The following is a 17,590-nucleotide window of genomic DNA, read 5'->3' as shown; positions in this document are numbered from 1 at the left end:
GCCCGCGGCCGTTCACGTACGCCGGTGCCGCAGGGCCGTCCGGCCCGTCCCGGCCTCTCCCGGCACGTACAGGCCGCTGTACCTGAGCAGTTGGGGCGCTCTGGCCGCGAGTGTCAGCAACACCGCGACCAGCAGGATTCCGCTGAGGAACGCGGTGGCTCCGACCCCCACCGCCTGGGCCGCCGCGCCGAGCCCCAGCGAGGCGAACGGCATGACGCCGATGGCGAGTTCCTGGAGGCCGAGGGCGCGCCCCCGTACCTCCGGCTCGGTCGTCATCAGCAGCAAGGTGGTCTGGAGCACACCGAACGAAGCGCTCATCAGCCCGATGCACGCCATCAGCGCGAACGAGAGCGGGACCGTCCGGGACAGCGCGAACAGCGACCAAAGGGCGCCCCAGGCGGCGGTGCCGATCACGAAAAGTCCGCCCTTGAACTTGAAGTCGCCGAGCATGGCTATGACCAGCGAACCGGCGAGACCGCCCAGGCCGCCGCAGGTCAGCAGCCATCCCAGACCTGCGGCGTCGAGCCCGAGGACCTCGGCGAACACGGGCATGAATGCCTGGTGGACGGGCCACAGCAGGACGTTGGCGGCGAGGGTGACGAGCAGCACGGCCGCTGCGAGCCGGCTGGTCAGGACCGTACGGAATCCGCTGGTGAGCATCTTCAGCGCGGGCTCCGGGCGGCCCGGCGCCGTGTGCCCCACGCCGCGCAGCGGCCACAGCGCCGCGAGGGACACCACGTACCAGGCGGTCGAGATCCAGAGGGCGGTGGGCGCCCCGAAGGCACTGATCATCGCCCCGCCGATCGCCGGTCCGATGACCTGCGTCATGTTCATCGCCAGTGCGTTGAGCGCGTTGGCGTTGCTCAGGTTCTCCCGTCCGACCAGATCGAGCACGAGCGAGGCGCGCGGCGGCTGGGACGGGGACTGCGCCAGGCCGATCGCCAGTCCCCCGGCGACCAGCGCCCCGTACGACACCTGGCCGAACGACGCCATGACCGCCACCACGACGACCGCGCCCAGGGCCCACAGGCAGGCGATCATGAGCAGCCGCACCCGGTCGTAGCGGTCGCAGAGCACTCCGGCGAAGGGGCCCAGGAGCATGGGGGCGAGCCGTACCGCGGTGAACACGGCGAGCAGGAACTCCGACCCGGTGGTGTCGAACACGAGCCAGGCCATGACGAGCGTCTGGGTCCACGCGCCGCCGTAGAAGAACAGGTTGGAGACCCACAGAAGACGGAATCCCGGGCTGGTGCGCAGCGAGGCCAGCGCCTTCCCCGCACCCGTCGCCGCCCGTGATCCCCCCGCTTCGAACCGTGCCGATGCCTCCACCGGCTCTTTCTGCGACAACGCACCCCTCCTCGTCCGACGCCCCGCCCCCGGTCCGCGGACCGGCCGGTCCTGCCACGGGAGCGGGTCGACGAAAGGCAGGATGATCACCCACCGGAAATGGTATCCCAAAAGTGCGAGACCCCCGTCGGGGCAGTTCGCTGGGCCCGGTCCGCGCCTGCAGCCGGTCCGTGCACCGCGGAGAGCTACCGGATGCCGCCGGAGAGCCGCCGCGCCCGCAGGGCGACGTAGAGTTCGGCGGCGTCGACCGGGCGGGTCGGAGCGCGGCCCGTCAGCTCCGTGATGCGGGCGATCCGGTACAGCACCGTGTTGCGGTGGCAGTGGAGCCGGCGTGCCGCCTCGGCGGTCGAGCCGCCCGCTGCGAACCACGCGTCCAGGGTGTCGAGCAGGGCCGCGTCGCCGCCGTCGCCGGAGAGCAGCGGCCCGAGCACGTTCTCGCCGAGCTCGGCCGCGGACTCGGCGTGGGCCGCGACGAGGGCGTCGATCGGGGCGCTGCCGTAGCAGTGGACGCCGGTCCCCGCCGGGGCCACGCACTCCAGGGCGATCCGTGCCTGGCGTACCGCCTCCGGCGCCGCGGCAAGCGTGGTGAACGGCCGGCTCACGCCCACCCGGGCGGTCGCCGCCTGCCGTACGGTCCTGAGCACCGCGGCGGTCCCGGCCTCGCCGGCCGGGGCGACCAGGCCCAGCCGCTCGCCCAGTTCGGTGGTCCACACGGACGCCACATCGACGTCGGCCAGCCGGGCGGCGACTCCGGGGAGCGGGTCCTCGCCGTCGCGCCCGAGCTCGCCGGCCACGACGTGGAACGAGGCCCGTTCCGGCAGGCCCAGGGCTCGTTGGACGCCCGCGGCGCTGCCGAACCGGACGTCGTCGGATCCCTCGAAGACACGGAGCAGTGTGACCCGTCGCGCCACCTGCTCCTGCCGTTCCCGGTCGTCGGCGACCTCGCGGTATGCCTCGGTCGCGGCCGTGGAGCAGCGGTCCAGGACGGCCCAGAAGTGTGTGGAGCGGCGCAGCAGCGCGTCGGCCTGCTCGCCGGCCGTGGCGCGGGCGATCGCCCACTCCCAGATCTCCATGCCGCCGAGCCGGAAGGCGTGCAGCAGCGCCGGGAGCGGGACGCCGTGCTCGGCCTTGATCCGCCCGGCCCGCCGGGCCGTCTCCTCGCAGACGTCGGGGCCGCCGGTCTCCTTGCGCAGGAGGGCCTCGATGTTGGCGTGGACGAGGTCGCGGAGGAGGGCGGGCGGGAGCGGGCTCCCGGTGTAGCTGGACTCGTCCGCGGCGATCTTCTGGACGGTCACGTCGGTGAGTTCACCGACGGAGGCGAGGATCCCGGCGAAGACGGGGCCGCAGCCCGTGGTGTCGCGCATGCCACCACCGTACCCGCCCCGCCCACGGTCGAATTGTGCGGCTGCACAGTGCAGTTCGGTGGATCGTGCGGTGCCCGCCCATGGCGGGGCGTTGGGATCTCCGTCATCTTGGTGTGGTCCGAAGAACCTTGTGCCACGGACCAACTCCGAAGCACGGCTCCCGTCCGTGCGGTCGCGACCGAGGGAGAGCACCATGACTGCCGCAGCACCCGAGGACAGCACCGGGACGACGGCCGGGGACGTGCCCGGACTCGACACGATGCTGGCCGAACTCGCGGAGGGTGAACGGCGTTGGGCGGCGACGTCCCTGGCCGAGCGGGGCGCCCTGCTGACCCGGGTCCATGCGGCGGTCTGCGCCGAGGCCGAGAACTGGGTACGGGTCGCGAGCCGGATCAAACTGCTGCCGGACGACTCGCCGCTCGTCGGCGAGGAGTGGCTCTCCGGTCCGTACGCGCTGCTGACCTCCCTGGACGCGCTCGCCCGCACGCTCCGGACCATCGCGTCGGGTCACGGCCCGCTCGACGGCGCGAAGTTCGGCCGGGCACCGGGCGGCCGGGTGAGTGTGCCGGTCCTTCCGCTCACCGTGCGGGACCGGCTGCTCATGAACGGCTTCAGCGCCGAGGTGTGGATGCCGCCCCGGGTCGACGCGGACACCGTGCGGCGCCGGGCGGGCCTCGGCGCGCTGCACCCGGAGCGCACTTCGGGCATCGGTCTCGTCCTCGGCGCCGGCAACATCACGTCCATCGCACCGCTCGACGTGCTGTACGAACTGGTCGCGCACAACCGGGTCGTCGTGCTGAAGCTCAATCCGGTGCTGGGCGAGCTGGAACCGGTCTTCCGGCGCGCGCTCGCACCGCTCGTCGACCACGGCGTCCTGCGCATCGTCACCGGCGGGGGCGACGTCGGCGGCTACCTCGCACACCATCCGGACGTCGCGCACGTCCACATCACCGGCGCTCTCGCCACCCATGACGTCGTCGCCTTCGGACCGGGCGAGGAGGGCCGGGCCCGCAAGGCCGCCGGCACCCCGCTGCTGGACAAGCCCATGACGAGCGAACTCGGCGGCGTCTCCCCGGTTATCGTGGTCCCGGGCGCGTGGAGCGCCGCCGATCTCCGCTACCAGGCCGAACACATCGCGACCCAGCGGCTGCACAACAGCGGCCACAACTGCATCGCCTCGCAAGTGGTCGTGGTCAGCGGCGACTGGCCGCAGCGCGAGGCCTTCCTCGGGCATCTCCGGGACGCCCTGCGGACGGCCCCGGCCCGGCCCGGCTGGTATCCGGGCAGCGCGGACCGGCTGGCCGGCGCGGCACGCAGCCACCCGGGGGCCGAGTGGCAGGGCGCGGAGGGATCGCGTCTGCTGGTCGAGGTCGGCGACGGGAGCCCGGCGGAGGTGGAGACGACCGAGTACTTCGCGCCCGTACTCGGTGTCCTCACGCTGCCCGGACCGGGCTCCGAATTCCTGGACCGGGCCGTCGAGCGGGCCAACCGGGACCTGTTCGGCACGCTCGGGGCGAACATCGTGATCGACCCGGTCACCATGAAGCGCCTGGGCCGGTCGTTCGACCGTGCGGTGGCGGAGCTGCGGTACGGAACGGTCGCCGTCAACGCCTGGACGGCACTCGGCTTCCTCACCGCGACGGCGCCGTGGGGCGCCTTCCCCGGCCACACCGTCACGGAGGCCGGGAGCGGGATCGGCGTCGTACACAACGCCCTGCTGATCGACGCACCGGAACGCACCGTCGTCCGGGGGCCGTTCCGGCCCTTCCCGAGGTCGGTCGCGGGCGGCGAGTTCGCGCTGTTCCCGAAGCCGCCGTGGTTCGTCACCGCGCGCAGCGCCGCTCTGACGGGCCGCCGGCTCACCCGGCTGGCGCAGCGGCCGTCCTGGGCACGGATGCCGGCCGTGTTCGCCGCGGCCTTCCGGGCCTGAGCACGCGCCCGGTCCGTACGGAGCCGATGGCGCCGGGGCTGTGCCCCTTGCCCCCGGCAGCCGGCACGGCAGTGCTACCAGTAGTGGCGCCGGCCGCCCACCGCGTGTCCGACGGCGCCCAGGATCCACAGGACGGCGCCGATCACGACGAGCACGATCCCGATGGTCCACAGGATCGAGATTCCGGCCACCAGGCCGATGAGCAGCAGAATGACACCGAGGACGATCATGGCGTCCTCCAATCGTGCGGCTCATCCCAGTATGCGCCCAGGCCCCGCGGCCGCGTCGCCGAGGCGTCGCGGCCGCGGTCACACGCCGGGCAGCCGGCCCGCGGACCGGCGCAGATAGCAGGCCCAGGTCACCACCAGGCACAGACCGTAGTACCCGAGGAACGCCTCGTACACCGCCTGTCCGTTCCCCGTCGCCAGGAAGGACTGCCGGAAGGCCAGGTTGACCAGCACTCCGCCGAAGGCACCGATGGCCCCGGCCACTCCGATCAGGGCCGTGGTCCGGTGTCGTGAGCGTCGCTCGGCCTCGGCCGGCGGGGCGCCCTGCGCGATCTCCGCCCGTGCCGTTGCGCGGAAGATCGCCGGGATCATCTTGTACGTCGAGCCGTTCCCCGCCCCGCTGAGGACGAAGAGCGCGACGAACCCGCCCAGGAACAGTGCCAGGGAGTGCTGCCGTGACGCCTCCAGCACCACGCCCGCGCCCAGTGCCATGGCGGCGAAGGTCCAGAACGTGACCCGGGCGCCGCCGTAGCGGTCCGCCAGGAGACCGCCCAGCGGGCGGGAGAGCGAGCCGAGCAGCGGCCCGAGGAAGGTGAGGGCCGCCGCCTTCGCCGGGGTGTCGAACTGCTGGTGGAACTGGACCTGGAGGACCTGTCCGAAGGCGAAGCCGAAGCCGATGAACGAGCCGAAGGTACCGATGTAGAGCAGCGACATCACCCGGCCGTGCGTGTTCCCCAGCACCCCGCGCATGGCGCCGCGCTCGCCGCGTGCGGTGGCGAGGTTGTCCATCCGCAGCGCCGCGCCGAGCGCCGCCAGCACGATCAGCGGCAGGTAGACGAGGATCAGCAGCCGCGGATGGCCGGCGCCCGCGGTGGCCAGCACCAGGGGGCCGAGCAGTTGTACGGCCGGTACGCCGAGATTGCCGCCGCCGGCGTTCACCCCCAGCGCCCAGCCCTTGAGCCGCTGCGGGTAGAAGGCGTTGATGTTGGCCATCGAGGAGGCGAAGCTGCCGCCGCCGACCCCGGCCACGGCGGCCACCGCGAGCAGTGTGCCGTACGAGAGCCCGGGCTTGAGCACGATCCCGGCCAGGGCGGTCGGCACGAGCAGCAACAGGGCACTGAACACCGTCCAGTTGCGGCCGCCGAACCGTGCCACGGCGACGGTGTACGGAATCCGCAGCACCGAGCCGAGTGCGGTGGGCAGGGCGGTGAGGGTGGACTTCCCGGCCGCGTCGATGTGGTCCTCAGGGCCGAGAAAGAGCACCAGCACCGACCACAGGCTCCAGACGGAGAAGCCGATGTGTTCGCTCAGGACCGAGTGGACCAGGTTGCGCCGGGCGATCCGGGCGCCTGCCAGGGTCCAGAATTCTTCGTCCTCGGGATCCCAGTCCTCGATCCGCCGGGAACCGCTGCGGCCGGTGGTGACGGCTGCCGTGGCGGTGCTCATCGGCTCACTTCCGCAGGGCTGGCCGCGACCACGCGCGCGGGCCAGACGCGCAGGTCGGCGGGGGTGCCGTCGGGGGTGTGCGCCTCGTCCAGCGAGCGTCCGGTGCGCAGTTCGAAGGCGTGCTTGAGCATCGGCGAGATCACCACCGGCACCCCGAGCCTGCTGCCGAGCAGCCCCCGGGAGATGACGAGGGCGCCGCTGAACGGGTCGCGGTTGGCCAGTGCGTGGACCGTGCCGCCGCGCTCGCGGAAGAGCGCGACCTGGTCGCCCCGCCGGCCGACCAGCACCGCGATCCCGCGTCCCGGGTCCAGATCCCGGTACCGGCATACCGGCGTCCAGGTCCGCCCGTCGTCGATCTCCACCACGGGTTCGGTGTTCGCTTCGGGGATGGTGTTCGTGTCGGGGAAGGTCCCGTTCATCGTGCCCGCGATCGACGCCTTCCTCGCCGTCACGGCCGGACTCGGGCTCGGCGACGAGGTGTTGACCGCGCTGCGGGAGGACGTGCTGCCGGTCTGTGTGGGGCCGGTCTGTGGCAGGCGGCTGGAGGAGGCCGAAGTCGCCGTGCTCTTCCCCGAGAGGGGGCGGCTCGGCGCCATGGTGCGGACCGTCGAGGCCGCACTGCCGGCGCACGCCAGGCGTGAAGTACGCGCCGGTCCCAGCACGTTGGTGCTCCAGGGCAACGCCGTACTGATCGACGACGACCCGCCGGTGCGGCTTCCGCCGCTGCTCGCGGCCGTGCTGCGGGCGCTGGCCGAGCAGCCGGGGCGGGTGCTCGGCCGGGCCGAACTGCTGCGCCGTGTCTGGGTCACCGGCCAGGCCGACGAGCACGCGGTGGAGGCGGCGGTCGCCCGGCTGAGAGGGGCGCTGGACGGACACGCCCGGCTGGTGCGTACGGTACCCAAGCGCGGCTACAGCCTGGCGGCGGCGACATGAGGGACGAGACCGCGGCGCCGACCCTGCTGGCCGTGGCGCACGGCACCCGCGACCGGGCGGGCATCGCCGCCTACCGGGCGTTGCTCGACCTGGTACGTGCCCGGCGGCCCGGCCTGACGGCCGAGCTGTCCTTCCTGGACCTCGCCCTGCCGACGTCGGCCCAGGTGCTCGCCGCCCGTCGTGGTCCGGTGGTGCTGGTCCCGCTGCTGCTGAACACCGGCTACCACGTGACGGTGGACCTGCCCGCCGTCCGGGCCGCCGCGCCCCACCCGGACATCCGGCAGGCGGCGCCGCTCGGCCCGGACCCGTTGCTGGCCGCCGCCCTGGCCGACCGGCTCGCGGAGGCCGACCGACTCTCGGAGGCGGGCCGGAGCACGGGCGTCCACGGACCGTCCGGGCCCGACGCCGTCGTGCTGGCGGCAGCCGGGTCCACCGATCCGGCGGCCCGTGCGGACACCGAGGTGATGGCCGACCTGCTCCGGGAGCGGCTCGGTCGCCCGGTGGTCGCCGCCTACCTCTGCGCGAACGCGCCGTCACCGGCCGAGGCGGTACGGGCCCTGCGGGCCGCGGGTCACCGCCGGGTGGTGGTGACCCGCCATCTGATGGCCCCGGGCCATTTCGCCCGCCGCGCGCAGGAAGCCGGCGGCTGCCTCGTATCGGCCCCGCTCGGCGCGCACCCCGACGTGGCGCGCCTGGTGCTGAAGCGCTTCGACGAGGCGTCCGGGGAGACGGCGCGGTGTCCGGCCGGGGCGGCTACTCGAACCGTGTGACGTCACCGGCGCCCCGGCGGACGATCTCGGGTTCGCCGCCGGAGAAGTCGATGACGGTGGTCGGCTCGGTGCCGCAGTCGCCCGAGTCGACGACGGCGTCCACCACGTGATCGAGGCGTTCCTTGATCTCCCAGCCCTGTGTCAACGGCTCGTCCTCGTCGGGCAGGAGCAGGGTGCTGGACAGGAGCGGTTCCCCGAGTTCGGCGAGCAGCGCCTGAGTGACGACATGGTCGGGGATCCGTACGCCGACCGTCTTCTTCTTCGGGTGCAGCAGCTGGCGCGGCACCTCTTTCGTGGCGGGGAGGATGAAGGTGTAACTGCCGGGCGTCGCCGCCTTGATCGCACGGAACACATCGTTGTCGACCTGCACGAACTGACCCAGCTGGGCGAAGTTCCGGCAGACAAGAGTGAAGTGGTGACGGTCGTCGAGGTTCCGGATCGAGCGGATCCTGCCGATCCCGTCCCGGCTGCCCAGTTGGCATCCCAGTGCGTAGCAGGAGTCCGTCGGGTACGCGACGAGCGCACCGGACCGGATGCTGTCGGCAACGCTGCTGATGGTGCGCCGCTGAGGATTCTCGGGGTGCACGTCGAAGTACTTCGCCATCCGCGGAGTCTAAGGGCTGTCCGGTATCCGTTCCCCGCTTCGAGGGGGACACCGCCGTATCGGGTGAGTGGCGGGCGGCTCCCGGCTCACCTCCGCGGCGTGGGGGCTCACCACCGCAGCGTGGAGATATGCCTGATATGTTACGAATATCACTGATGACCTGCGGTGCTGGACCGCGCCGCCCGCGCGACGGGAGCAGGAATGAACGGTGGACCCGAACCCATGAGCGCTGCCGCCCGCAGGGCTCTGGAACAGGAGCTCGCCGACCTGCGCACCGAGCGCGCCACCGTCGCCGCCACGCTGCGCGGCGGGGAGCAGGTGGGCGACCGGGCTGACGAGGCCGACGAGTTGCAGCGCGGCACGGATCTCGACCACCTGGACACCCGTATCGCCGAGATCGACGGCCGGCTCCGCGAGGCGGACGCCGCGGGGCCGCCCTCGACCGAAACGGTCGGCGTGGGCAGCACGGTGAAGGTGCGGTTCGCGGACGCCACGGAGATGACCATGCGGATCAGCGAGTTCCCCGAGGCACTGGACCCGACGCTGGTCACCACGGACAGCCCGCTCGGCAGCGCGCTGCTCGGCCGTCGCGCCGGCGAGACCGTCACGTATGACGCGCCCGGGGGACGTACGACCGCAGTCGTGGTGTCGGTGGGCGGCGAGAGCGCCTAGGAGCCGGTTCGATCCGTTGATCGCTCGGTCAGCGACCGCCAGGCCTGGGTCATGGCATGGAGCAGTGTGATCCTGCTTCGGACCGCCATGTCCACCACCTGATCGCCGAGTCCCTTGAGTTCCGCATTCTCCTTGATCTTCTTCTTGAGGCCGCTGGCGTACTTGGAGTCGTCGGCGCCGAGGTTCATGGCGGCCAGCTGTCTGAGCATGCCCACGTCGGTCACCTTCCCGTAGACGAGGTCGGCCAGGGCCAGCTTCTGCCGGGGGCCCAGTCCGTACGCCGCGGCGACGCGGTCCTGCCACTCCTGCTTCCTGGCGTGGCTCTGGGCGAGATCGAAGAGCTTCTTGAGGGTGGCATCGGTGACGGCCGCACCGCGCTCGTGTCCGCCGACGTTCTCGCCGACCCGGCTCATGTCGGTGGTGATCGCGTACCGGGAGTCGAAGGCCGCCGTCACGTCCGAGCGCTTGGAGCGCAGCGACTCCACCAGTTGCTTGCCCTCCAGTTTGCCGGTTCCGAAGGAGATGCCGTCCTCCAGCCCGTGCATCCCCCAATCCGTCTTCACCTTCACGAAGGTGTTCGGCTCGGGGTAGTAGACGGCACTCGGGTCCATCCCGGCCATGGCGTCCCGCACTGCCAGGTCCACCTGGCCGGCGTGCCAGATCAGGATGCCGTCGGCGGTGGCCCTGGTGCTCTCGGGAGCCGTGTAGCCGCCGCTGAAGAGGTCCGTCTCGCCCGTGCCGAGGGCTGTGGAGGCCGCGGAGAAGAGCGGTCCCGCCGCCGTGGCGAACGACTGGGTGTCGGAGTCGCCGATGTGCAGGTAGACGTGTTCCCTGCCCCGGTTCTTCAGGCCCTCCACCAGTTCGGCCACCTTGGGGTCGCGCTGGATCCGGTCCCTTATCTCGCCGTAGGGGATGGTGGCCTGGTTGATGCCCGCGGTGGAGGTGACGCGGTGGTCGGACCAGGTGAAGCCGATGATCTCGACCCTGAACCGGGTGTCGTCCCAACGGCTCGTGAAATTGCTGATCCTGTTCCTCAGCAGCGTCTCCGGGTCGGTCCCCGGGGCGCGCCAGCAGTTCACCCCGATCACCAGGGCGAACCTGTCCACGGGTGAGGTGTCCTCGTCGAATCCTGTGGTGTACGTGTCGGCGATCGCGAAGAGGTCCAGGTCGTCGCTGAGCACGGCGGGGACGAGCGCCACCGTCCCGACACCGCCCTCCTCCACCTGGCCCTGCCCGAACGCCCCCGTGCTCGCCGATGCGTTGAGGGCGGCGAGCGTCGCCTTGCGCTGTACGGCCGCGGGCCCCGCCGTCGTCGCGGTCCGGGGAGCCAAACGCCCGGCCGCCCGCCGGACCGGTGCCGCCGGGGTGGTACCGAGACCCATGGCGTGCGCGGCACTCGCCTCGGCCTCGCGCTCGAAGCGGTCGGACGGGTCGCTGACCTTGAGGCCGTCCCCCCGGTCGGTGCCCGCGACGGCGCCTCGGCGTTGCTGGATGACGTGGGTGAGTTCGTGGGCGAGGGTATGGCGGTCGCCGCCGCCGCTGCCGATCACGATGTGGTTGCCGCTGGTGTACGCGTGGGCGCCGACTTCGGCGGCGGAGGCTCTTGCCGCGGCGTCGGTGTGGATGCGGACGTCGGAGAAGTCCGCACCGAGGCGGGCCTCCATGTCGGTGCGGGTCTCCTCGTCCAGCGCCCGGCCCGAGGTACGCAGCACGTCGTGGACGGCGGACCGCTGCACCGCGGGCCGTGCGGGGCTTCCGGGCGTACCGGACCGCTGAGGCTGCTCGGCACGCCGGTGGGCGTCCTCGGCGGTGTACGGGGGCGGCTCCTGGGCCCAGGGGTGGCCGGCCGCACGGAGCATCTGGACGACCATGGCGTTGCCCGGTCCGGCCTGAAGCGCCGCCAGTCCGGTGGGCGGTGCCTCGGTCCGGGTGCCCGGCGTGGTGCGGGCCGTGGTGGTGACGGGCGTACCGGCCGACTTCTCCGGGCGCCGAGGGGTGTTGTGGCGGTGCGCGTGTGTCATGCCGCTGCTGTCCCTGTCCATGTGCATGGCCGCCTTCCGATCCTTGCCGAGCATAGGGGCCGGTCCGTCGTCAGTGTGATGCTTTCGTGCAGGATCAGCCGGTGACGATTCCGGCGACGAGGTTGATCGTGGTGGCGAGGATGCTCGCGCCGAACACATAGGACAGCAGGCAGTGCCGAAGGACGACCGCCCGGATGGCGGAGCTGGAGACTCCGGTGTCGGAGACCTGGTAGGTCATCCCGAGGTTGTAGCTGAAGTAGAGGAAGTCGACGTACTTCGGCGGGTCCTGCGAATTGAAGTCGATCCCGCCCTCTGACGACACGTAGTAGAGGTACGCGTAACGGGTCGCGTACATCAGATGGAGCGATGCCCAGGCCATGAACACACCGCAGAGCGCTGTCGCGGCCGCCGCGTGGCTCAGGTCCGAACGGCCGACCAGGAGCAGCACCACGATGCCGACCAGTCCGCACAGGGAGGCCGTGACGACGGCCAGCTCCTCCAGAACGGGCCGGAACTCCTCGCGCCGGAGGTTGCGGTGGGTGGTGGCCGCGTCCATGGGCCACAGCACCATCCACCCCGTCACCACGAAGAGCGTCTCCGCCGCGGCGATTCCGGTGAGGACGCCCAGCGGCCCGTTGGCCGGCACGGCGGTGACCACGCCGACCGCCACGCCGGCGATCACCGCTGCGACGAGCCTGGGCACCGCGGAGAGCGTCGGCCAATGCTTCCTGGACATCAGGGGTGACCACCTCGATGGCTCGGTGGATCACCGTGCCCGGCCGGGACGAGTACGTCCACGCTATCGGCGCCCGCGCCGGGGTGCAGCCCGGCGCGGGCGCCGATAGCCTGCCCGAAAGGATCGGTCCCGTCCCGAAATCGCACTCCTTTCGGGATCGCCCCCACCTCGCCCGACGGCGGAAGGGTTGAAGACCTTGAGCACCGACCACGACGAGCAGCAGCCGCTGGAACCCGCGGTCGGTCCCACCCCCGGGGGCGACCCGGAGTTCCGCCCCTACCACCACCCCGCGGCGGGCTGGGGCGCGGCGAAGAGCGTGACCAATTTCCTGGTGCGCGAGGGTGCTCTCGTCGACGGTCCGCGGGCCATCATGCGGATGAACCACGAGAACACCGGGTTCGACTGTCCCGGGTGCGCGTGGCCGGACGACACCAAGGGCCTGCATCTGGACATCTGCGAGAACGGGATCAAGCACGTCACCTGGGAGATGACCCGCAAGCGGGTCGGGCGCGATTTCTTCGCCGCCCATTCGGTGACCGAGCTGTCCGGGTGGAGCGACTACGAACTGGAGAACCAGGGCCGGCTGACCGAACCGATGGTCTACGACCCCGAGTCGGACCACTACGTCCCGATCAACTGGAAGAACGCCTTCGAGCTGGTCGGCAGCACACTGCGCGGGCTCGACGACCCGAACCAGGCGTCGTTCTACACCTCCGGCCGGCTCGGCAACGAGGCCACGTTCCTCTACCAGTTGATGGCCCGTGAGCTGGGCACGAACAACCTGCCGGACTGCTCCAACATGTGCCACGAGGCCAGCGGCCGCGCCCTTCAGGCATCCCTGGGCACCGGCAAGGGCACCGTCGACCTCAAGGACTGGGAGTCCGCGGACGCGCTGTTCATCCTGGGGGTCAACGCCGCTTCCAACGCGCCCCGGATGCTCACCTCCCTCGCCGAGGCGCACCGCCGCGGCGCACAGATCGTGCACATCAACCCGCTCGTCGAGGCGGCGGCCACCCGCACCATCGTCCCCCACGACTTCACCGACATGGCCCTGCTCAAGACGACCCGGACCAGCACCCTCAATCTGCAACCGCGCATCGGCGGCGACATGGCGCTGCTGCGCGGCATGGCCAAGTCGGTCCTGGAGCAGTCCGACTCCGATCCCAGGGCGCTGGACCGGGAGTTCATCGACCGGCACACCTCGGGCTTCGAGGAGTACCGGGCGCTGTGCGAGGCCACGTCGTGGGAGGAGATCGAGACCCAGTCCGGGCTGAGCCGCACCGACATCCTCAAGGCGGCGCGGGTGTACGGCGAGGCCGACCGCTCCATCGTCAGCTGGTGCCTGGGGCTCACCCAGCACGAGCACGGCGTCGACACCGTCCGGGAGATCGTCAACCTGCTTCTGCTCCGCGGCAACCTGGGGCGGGAGGGCGCCGGCCCCTCCCCCGTGCGCGGGCACAGCAACGTACAGGGCAACCGCACCTGCGGCATCGACCACCGGCCCGGTGACGCGTTCCTGGACCGCCTCGCCGAGGTCTGCGGGATCGAGCCGCCCCGTGAGCACGGGCTGGACACCGTGAACACGATCAAGGCGATGCGGCGCGGCGACGTGAAGGTGTTCGTCGGCATGGGCGGCAACTTCGCCCTCGCGGCGCCCGACACCCCGGCCACCTACGCGGCGCTGCGCACCTGCGAACTCACCGTCCAGGTGAGCACCAAGCTCAACCGCAGCCATCTCGTCCACGGCCGCCGGGCCCTGATCCTGCCGTGCCTCGGCCGTACCGAGAAGGACCATCAGCGCAAGGGCGTCCAGAGCACGTCCGTCGAGGACTCGATGAGCATGGTCCACCTGTCCATCGGCATGAAGCGCCCCGCCTCCCCGCACCTGCTGTCCGAGCCGGCCATCGTCGCCGGCATGGCCCGGGCCGCACTGCCCGACAGCGACACGCCCTGGCACTGGTACGTCGAGGACTACGACCGGATCCGCGACACCATGGCCAAGGTCCTCGACGGCTTCGAGGACTTCAACCGCCGGGTACGCCTGCCGCTCGGCTTCCGGATCAAGCAGCCCGCCCGTGAACTGGTCTTCCTGACCCCGTCCGGACGCGCCGAGTTCTCCACCGCCGCCCTGCCCGACGTCGTTCCCGCCCCCGGCACGCTGGCCCTCGGCACCATGCGCTCCCACGACCAGTGGAACACCACCATCTACTCCGACAACGACCGCTACCGCGGCATCAGGAACCTGCGCACGCTCGTCTTCATGAACCGGGCCGACATGCGTGAACGCGGCATCGCCGACCTCGGCCCCGTCGACATCACGAGCACCGCCAGGGACGGCAGTCAGCGGTCCCTCAACGGCTACCTCGCCGTCCCCTACGACATCCCCCGGGGCTGCGCGGCCGGCTACATGCCTGAGATGAACGTGCTGTGCGCGCTCGGCGACTACAGCACCCAGAGCGACCAGCCGATCATGAAGCACGTCAACGTCACCATCGGCCCCGCTGCTGCCTGAGCTGTCTGTGCACGGTGCCGCGCGTCACCGCGACCGGACGAACCGTTCCAGGAGCAGGTAGGCCCGCTGTTCCGCGGCGGCGAGTTCGGCAGGATCGATCTCGGCGGGCCAGAGCTCGCCCGCCGCGGCGTCGTCGGCCTCGCGCAGCTCCACCACCGCTGCCGCCAGGTAGGTCTGGACGACCGGGAACGACGCCTCCAGGCGGTTGTCCAGGGAGTGCTCCGCGTGTTCGGACGCCTGCGTGCACGCGGCCAGCGCGCGTTCCGCCCGGACCGCGGCGTGGTCATGGACCACCAGCAGCGCGCAGCCGAGCGCGATGACGATGCCGAGGACGCTGCCCAGGGCCCGGTCCAGGACGAGGGCCCCGGCGGGTGAGGGCGCGGCCAGGTCGGCCATCAGCAGCGCCAGCGGGGTGAGGAAGACGACGCCGAGGCCGTAGTTGCGGGCCACGACGTACTCCAGCAGGAACTCCAGAAGCACGATCACGAGGACGAGCACCAGGGGATCGGGGTGTGCGGCGAGCACGCCGAGCGCGAGCAGCAGTCCGGCGACCGTGCCCAGGGTGCGCTGCACCGCCCGCCGGGCCGCCGTACGGACGTTGATCGAGTGCAGCACCGCGGCGGCCGAGATCGCCGCCCAGTAGCCGTGGCCGAGGCCCAGCAGGAGGGCCGTCCATCCCGCCAGGCCGGTGCCGAGGGTCATCCGCAGGGCGGGCACGAGCAGGACCGGTCCGTGGCCGCGGCGGCCGTGGCGCCGACCCGTCACCAGCTCCGCGGCGCGCAGCTCGGCGGCGCTCCGGCCGGCGGGACCGGCCGGAGCGGGCTGGGGACCGGCCACGGGGTCCGGGCCGGCCCGGTCGGTCGCGGGCGGGAGCGACAGCTCCGGCAGCAGTCGCGGTTCCCGGCGGCGACGGCTCACCAGCAGCCGGGCCTGGCGGCGCAGATGCCGCTCCGGGCCGACCGGGGCGTCGGGCGGCCGGCGGGCGGAACCGATGAGCAGCGACCAGGAGAAGTCGGTGAGGCGCAGGCAGGTGCCACCCCGGGTGCCCCGCGCGGCGGCCGTCGGGGGCAGGACGCCGAGGGTCCGGTACGCCTGGAGCACGGCGGCGGTCGCCCGGTGCCTGCCGGGACCGCCGCCGTACCCCGCCTCGGTCGCCCCGCCCAGCTCGGCGAGCTCGCGGAGTGCCGCGGCGACGGCGAGCCGCTGCGGACGGTCCGGGTGCACGAACCAGCCCGCCACGGCCAGCACCCAGGCGACGGCCGCGCCCGATGCGGCCAGCGCGGTCTGCGGAAGGACATCGGCGAAGGCCGGGGAGCCATTGGCCGCCACGGCGAAGGAGAAGAGCAGCAGCACGGCGCCCAGCCCGCTCAGGCCTGCCGCGTCGCAGGCGAGCTTCGCGGCTCCGGCCACCACGGCCATGGCGGCGACCACCACCGCGGCGCCCGCTCCCCCGTCCCGCGGATGGGCCCAGGCGGCGAGCGCCGAACCGCAGCCCACACACGCGGTCATGGCCACCGCGACCAGTGCGAGGGCACGGGCCCGACGCCCGTAGGGCAGGTTGCGGCCGAACGTGGTGGTGAAGGAGCCCAGCATGGCGTAGACGGCCTGATCGGCCCGCCCCGCCAGTGCCATCGGGAGCGCAGGCAGCGCCATGGCCAGTGCGGCACGCAGGGCGAAGGAGAAGGCGCCGTCCACCCTGTGCAGGGCGAGTGCGCCGCGCGGGGACAGCGCGCGCCCCAGCCGGACTGCCGAACGCCGCATTCCGCTCCTGGTGACCACGGGGAGCAGAATACGCAAACAGGGCATATGTGGTGCACATCGCCTGCTCTTGCGGGGCACCTGCTCCCGCGCCCGTCAACTGCTCACGTGTTCGGGCACCTGCTCCCGCGCCCGGTCAACTGCTCCCGTGTCCGGGCACCTGCTCCCGCGTCCGGCCGTGCAACGGCTCGCGGCTCATGACCTCCTGACCTCGATCCGGGGCAGCCGTGTCGCCCCGACGCCAACGTGGTGGCCGAGCCGGACCCGTACCTGGGCGAACGCGCCTGCGCGTACGTGATCCTGCGTCCGGGCGCTGGTCCGCTGAAGCCGGTGGACGTCAAGGGGTTCGTACATGAACGGGGTCTGGCCGCGCACAAGGTTCCCGACCGCGTCGAGTTCGTGGACGCGTTCCCGCAGACCGGCATCGGAATGATCTCCAAGAAGGCGCTACGGACCGCCGCGGCACGGAACGCGTCCGCGCCTCCGTCGACGCGGAACGCGTCCGTTTCTCCGTCGGCCTGACCCTCCCGTGAGCCCCCTCCCCTGAACGGAATCCCCGCACCATGGTCCTGCCCGCCATCGCCCCGTACCCCAGGCCGGCCACCGGTGAGTTGCCCGCCAACCGGGTCGGGTGGACCGTCGACCCGTCACGCGCGGTGCTCCTCGTCCACGATCTGCAGAACCACTTCCTGTCGGCCTACGATCCCGCCGCTCACCGATACCCGAACTGCTTTCGCACGTGGCGGAGTTGAAGAAGTCGACGACGCGACTCGGCATCCCGGTGCTCTACACCGCGCAGCCCGGTGGCCAGAGTCCACAACAGCGCGGACTGCAACAGGAATTCTGAGGTCCGGGCCTGCCGGCCGACCCACACGCCGCCGCGATCGCCGAGGCCGTCGCACCCGACGAGGGCGACACGGTGCTCACCAAGTGGAAGTACAGCGGCTTCGTCCGCACCGACCTCCTGGAACGCTTGCGTGAACAGGGCCGCGACCAGATCGTCATCACCGGCGTCTACGCCCACATCGGCGTCCTCATGACCGCGTGCGACGCCTGGATGCAGGACATCCAGGCCTTCGTGGCGGCCGACGCGGTGGCCGGCTTCTCCGCCGAGGACCACGCGATGGCCCTGCGCTGGGCGGCAGGCAGATGCGCCGTCGTCACGAGCACCCGGACCGTCTTCGAAGGGAGCTGGCCGACGCCGTCCGACGGATTCGACGCGGGCGCGCGGACCGGCCCGGCGTAAGCTGCGTTCGGCATGGACACGGCT

14 protein-coding genes and 2 pseudogenes are annotated in these 17,590 nt (G+C 72.0%); 7 read left to right on the top strand and 9 right to left on the bottom strand.

The genetic code is table 11. The annotated features are described in order from the left end of the window. Nucleotides 1-12 precede the first annotated feature (12 nt). Together OG842_RS34970 and OG842_RS34965 are read right to left on the bottom strand one after the other, a co-directional pair. Complete coding sequence (locus OG842_RS34970; protein WP_266735128.1) at nt 13-1,347, bottom strand: MFS transporter; 1,335 nt, start codon at nt 1,345-1,347, stop codon at nt 13-15. 185 nt (nt 1,348-1,532) lie between these two features. Then, nucleotides 1,533-2,711, bottom strand: a complete 1,179-nt coding sequence (locus OG842_RS34965) for a PucR family transcriptional regulator (RefSeq protein ID WP_266735130.1) — start codon at nt 2,709-2,711, stop codon at nt 1,533-1,535. 193 nt (nt 2,712-2,904) lie between these two features. Between OG842_RS34965 and OG842_RS34960 the strand changes: the two genes are divergently transcribed. Continuing rightward, on the top strand, nt 2,905-4,641 hold the full coding sequence (locus tag OG842_RS34960) for an aldehyde dehydrogenase family protein (protein ID WP_266735131.1): 1,737 nt from the start codon (nt 2,905-2,907) through the stop codon (nt 4,639-4,641). Between the two features lie 74 nt (nt 4,642-4,715). Here the strand turns inward: OG842_RS34960 and OG842_RS34955 are convergent, their stop codons facing one another. The 3 genes from OG842_RS34955 to OG842_RS34945 all read right to left on the bottom strand — a co-directional run bounded on the left by OG842_RS34955 (nt 4,716) and on the right by OG842_RS34945 (nt 6,733). After that, complete coding sequence (locus OG842_RS34955) at nt 4,716-4,871, bottom strand: DUF6131 family protein (RefSeq protein ID WP_266735132.1); 156 nt, start codon at nt 4,869-4,871, stop codon at nt 4,716-4,718. A 78-nt stretch (nt 4,872-4,949) separates the two neighbouring features. After that, nucleotides 4,950-6,314: a nitrate/nitrite transporter gene (locus OG842_RS34950; RefSeq protein ID WP_266735134.1), complete on the bottom strand. Its 1,365-nt coding sequence runs from the start codon at nt 6,312-6,314 to the stop codon at nt 4,950-4,952. Then, on the bottom strand, nt 6,311-6,733 hold the full coding sequence (locus OG842_RS34945) for a nitrite reductase (NAD(P)H) small subunit (protein WP_266735136.1): 423 nt from the start codon (nt 6,731-6,733) through the stop codon (nt 6,311-6,313). The genes OG842_RS34950 and OG842_RS34945 overlap by 4 nt, the downstream gene beginning before the upstream one ends. Between OG842_RS34945 and OG842_RS34940 the strand changes: the two genes are divergently transcribed. Both OG842_RS34940 and OG842_RS34935 read left to right on the top strand, forming a co-directional pair. Next, complete coding sequence (locus tag OG842_RS34940; protein ID WP_266735138.1) at nt 6,711-7,247, top strand: winged helix-turn-helix domain-containing protein; 537 nt, start codon at nt 6,711-6,713, stop codon at nt 7,245-7,247. The two genes, OG842_RS34945 and OG842_RS34940, sit on opposite strands and share 23 nt — an antisense overlap. Continuing rightward, entirely contained in the window at nt 7,244-8,017 is a 774-nt protein-coding gene (locus tag OG842_RS34935) for a sirohydrochlorin chelatase (RefSeq protein ID WP_266735140.1), read from the top strand. The genes OG842_RS34940 and OG842_RS34935 overlap by 4 nt, the downstream gene beginning before the upstream one ends. Here OG842_RS34935 and OG842_RS34930 read toward each other — a convergent pair. Then, nucleotides 8,001-8,621, bottom strand: a complete 621-nt coding sequence (locus OG842_RS34930) for an L-threonylcarbamoyladenylate synthase (RefSeq protein ID WP_266735141.1) — start codon at nt 8,619-8,621, stop codon at nt 8,001-8,003. The genes OG842_RS34935 and OG842_RS34930 overlap by 17 nt on opposite strands. A 201-nt stretch (nt 8,622-8,822) precedes the next feature. Here OG842_RS34930 and OG842_RS34925 point away from each other — a divergent pair, with 201 nt between their 5' ends. After that, on the top strand, nt 8,823-9,293 hold the full coding sequence (locus OG842_RS34925) for a GreA/GreB family elongation factor (protein WP_266735142.1): 471 nt from the start codon (nt 8,823-8,825) through the stop codon (nt 9,291-9,293). Here the strand turns inward: OG842_RS34925 and OG842_RS34920 are convergent. Both OG842_RS34920 and OG842_RS34915 read right to left on the bottom strand, forming a co-directional pair. Then, on the bottom strand, nt 9,290-11,341 hold the full coding sequence (locus OG842_RS34920; protein ID WP_443064021.1) for an eCIS core domain-containing protein: 2,052 nt from the start codon (nt 11,339-11,341) through the stop codon (nt 9,290-9,292). The genes OG842_RS34925 and OG842_RS34920 overlap by 4 nt on opposite strands. A 67-nt stretch (nt 11,342-11,408) precedes the next feature. After that, the gene (locus OG842_RS34915; RefSeq protein ID WP_266735144.1) at nt 11,409-12,050 is read right to left on the bottom strand and encodes a DUF1345 domain-containing protein; all 642 of its coding nucleotides are present in this window, start codon (nt 12,048-12,050) and stop codon (nt 11,409-11,411) included. 196 nt (nt 12,051-12,246) lie between these two features. On the opposite strand from OG842_RS34915, the gene OG842_RS34910 reads away from it, so the two are divergent. Beyond that, a complete protein-coding gene (locus tag OG842_RS34910; RefSeq protein ID WP_266735146.1) occupies nt 12,247-14,562 on the top strand; it encodes an FdhF/YdeP family oxidoreductase in 2,316 nt (771 codons plus the stop codon). Between the two features lie 24 nt (nt 14,563-14,586). Here the strand turns inward: OG842_RS34910 and OG842_RS34905 are convergent, their stop codons facing one another. Continuing rightward, nucleotides 14,587-16,323 (bottom strand): FUSC family protein, encoded by a 1,737-nt coding sequence (locus OG842_RS34905; protein ID WP_266735148.1) that lies wholly within the window; start codon nt 16,321-16,323, stop codon nt 14,587-14,589. Between the two features lie 222 nt (nt 16,324-16,545). Between OG842_RS34905 and OG842_RS34900 the strand changes: the two are divergent. Beyond that, a pseudogene (locus OG842_RS34900) lies at nt 16,546-16,842 on the top strand (AMP-binding enzyme); the annotation flags it as partial. Nucleotides 16,843-16,883: 41 nt separating this feature from the next. Continuing rightward, nucleotides 16,884-17,566, top strand: a pseudogene (locus OG842_RS34895) (isochorismatase family protein). The last annotated feature ends 24 nt before the right edge of the window (nt 17,567-17,590 follow it).

Source organism: Streptomyces sp. NBC_00376 (assembly GCF_036077095.1).
Classification (GTDB): domain Bacteria; phylum Actinomycetota; class Actinomycetes; order Streptomycetales; family Streptomycetaceae; genus Streptomyces.
Note: the sequence above shows the minus strand (reverse complement) of the source record. Positions and strands in the feature narration are given on the sequence as shown.

What these genes read in the sequence shown, in the direction of transcription:
- OG842_RS34930 (WP_266735141.1), bottom strand. Translation starts at nt 8,621, where the DNA reads ATGGCGAAGTACTTCGACGTGCACCCCGAGAATCCTCAGCGGCGCACC.
- OG842_RS34965 (WP_266735130.1), bottom strand. Translation starts at nt 2,711, where the DNA reads ATGCGCGACACCACGGGCTGCGGCCCCGTCTTCGCCGGGATCCTCGCC.
- OG842_RS34960 (WP_266735131.1), top strand. Translation starts at nt 2,905, where the DNA reads ATGACTGCCGCAGCACCCGAGGACAGCACCGGGACGACGGCCGGGGAC.
- OG842_RS34945 (WP_266735136.1), bottom strand. Translation starts at nt 6,733, where the DNA reads ATGAACGGGACCTTCCCCGACACGAACACCATCCCCGAAGCGAACACC.
- OG842_RS34950 (WP_266735134.1), bottom strand. Translation starts at nt 6,314, where the DNA reads ATGAGCACCGCCACGGCAGCCGTCACCACCGGCCGCAGCGGTTCCCGG.
- OG842_RS34955 (WP_266735132.1), bottom strand. Translation starts at nt 4,871, where the DNA reads ATGATCGTCCTCGGTGTCATTCTGCTGCTCATCGGCCTGGTGGCCGGA.
- OG842_RS34920 (WP_443064021.1), bottom strand. Translation starts at nt 11,341, where the DNA reads ATGCACATGGACAGGGACAGCAGCGGCATGACACACGCGCACCGCCAC.
- OG842_RS34905 (WP_266735148.1), bottom strand. Translation starts at nt 16,323, where the DNA reads ATGCGGCGTTCGGCAGTCCGGCTGGGGCGCGCGCTGTCCCCGCGCGGC.
- OG842_RS34925 (WP_266735142.1), top strand. Translation starts at nt 8,823, where the DNA reads ATGAACGGTGGACCCGAACCCATGAGCGCTGCCGCCCGCAGGGCTCTG.
- OG842_RS34915 (WP_266735144.1), bottom strand. Translation starts at nt 12,050, where the DNA reads ATGTCCAGGAAGCATTGGCCGACGCTCTCCGCGGTGCCCAGGCTCGTC.
- OG842_RS34935 (WP_266735140.1), top strand. Translation starts at nt 7,244, where the DNA reads ATGAGGGACGAGACCGCGGCGCCGACCCTGCTGGCCGTGGCGCACGGC.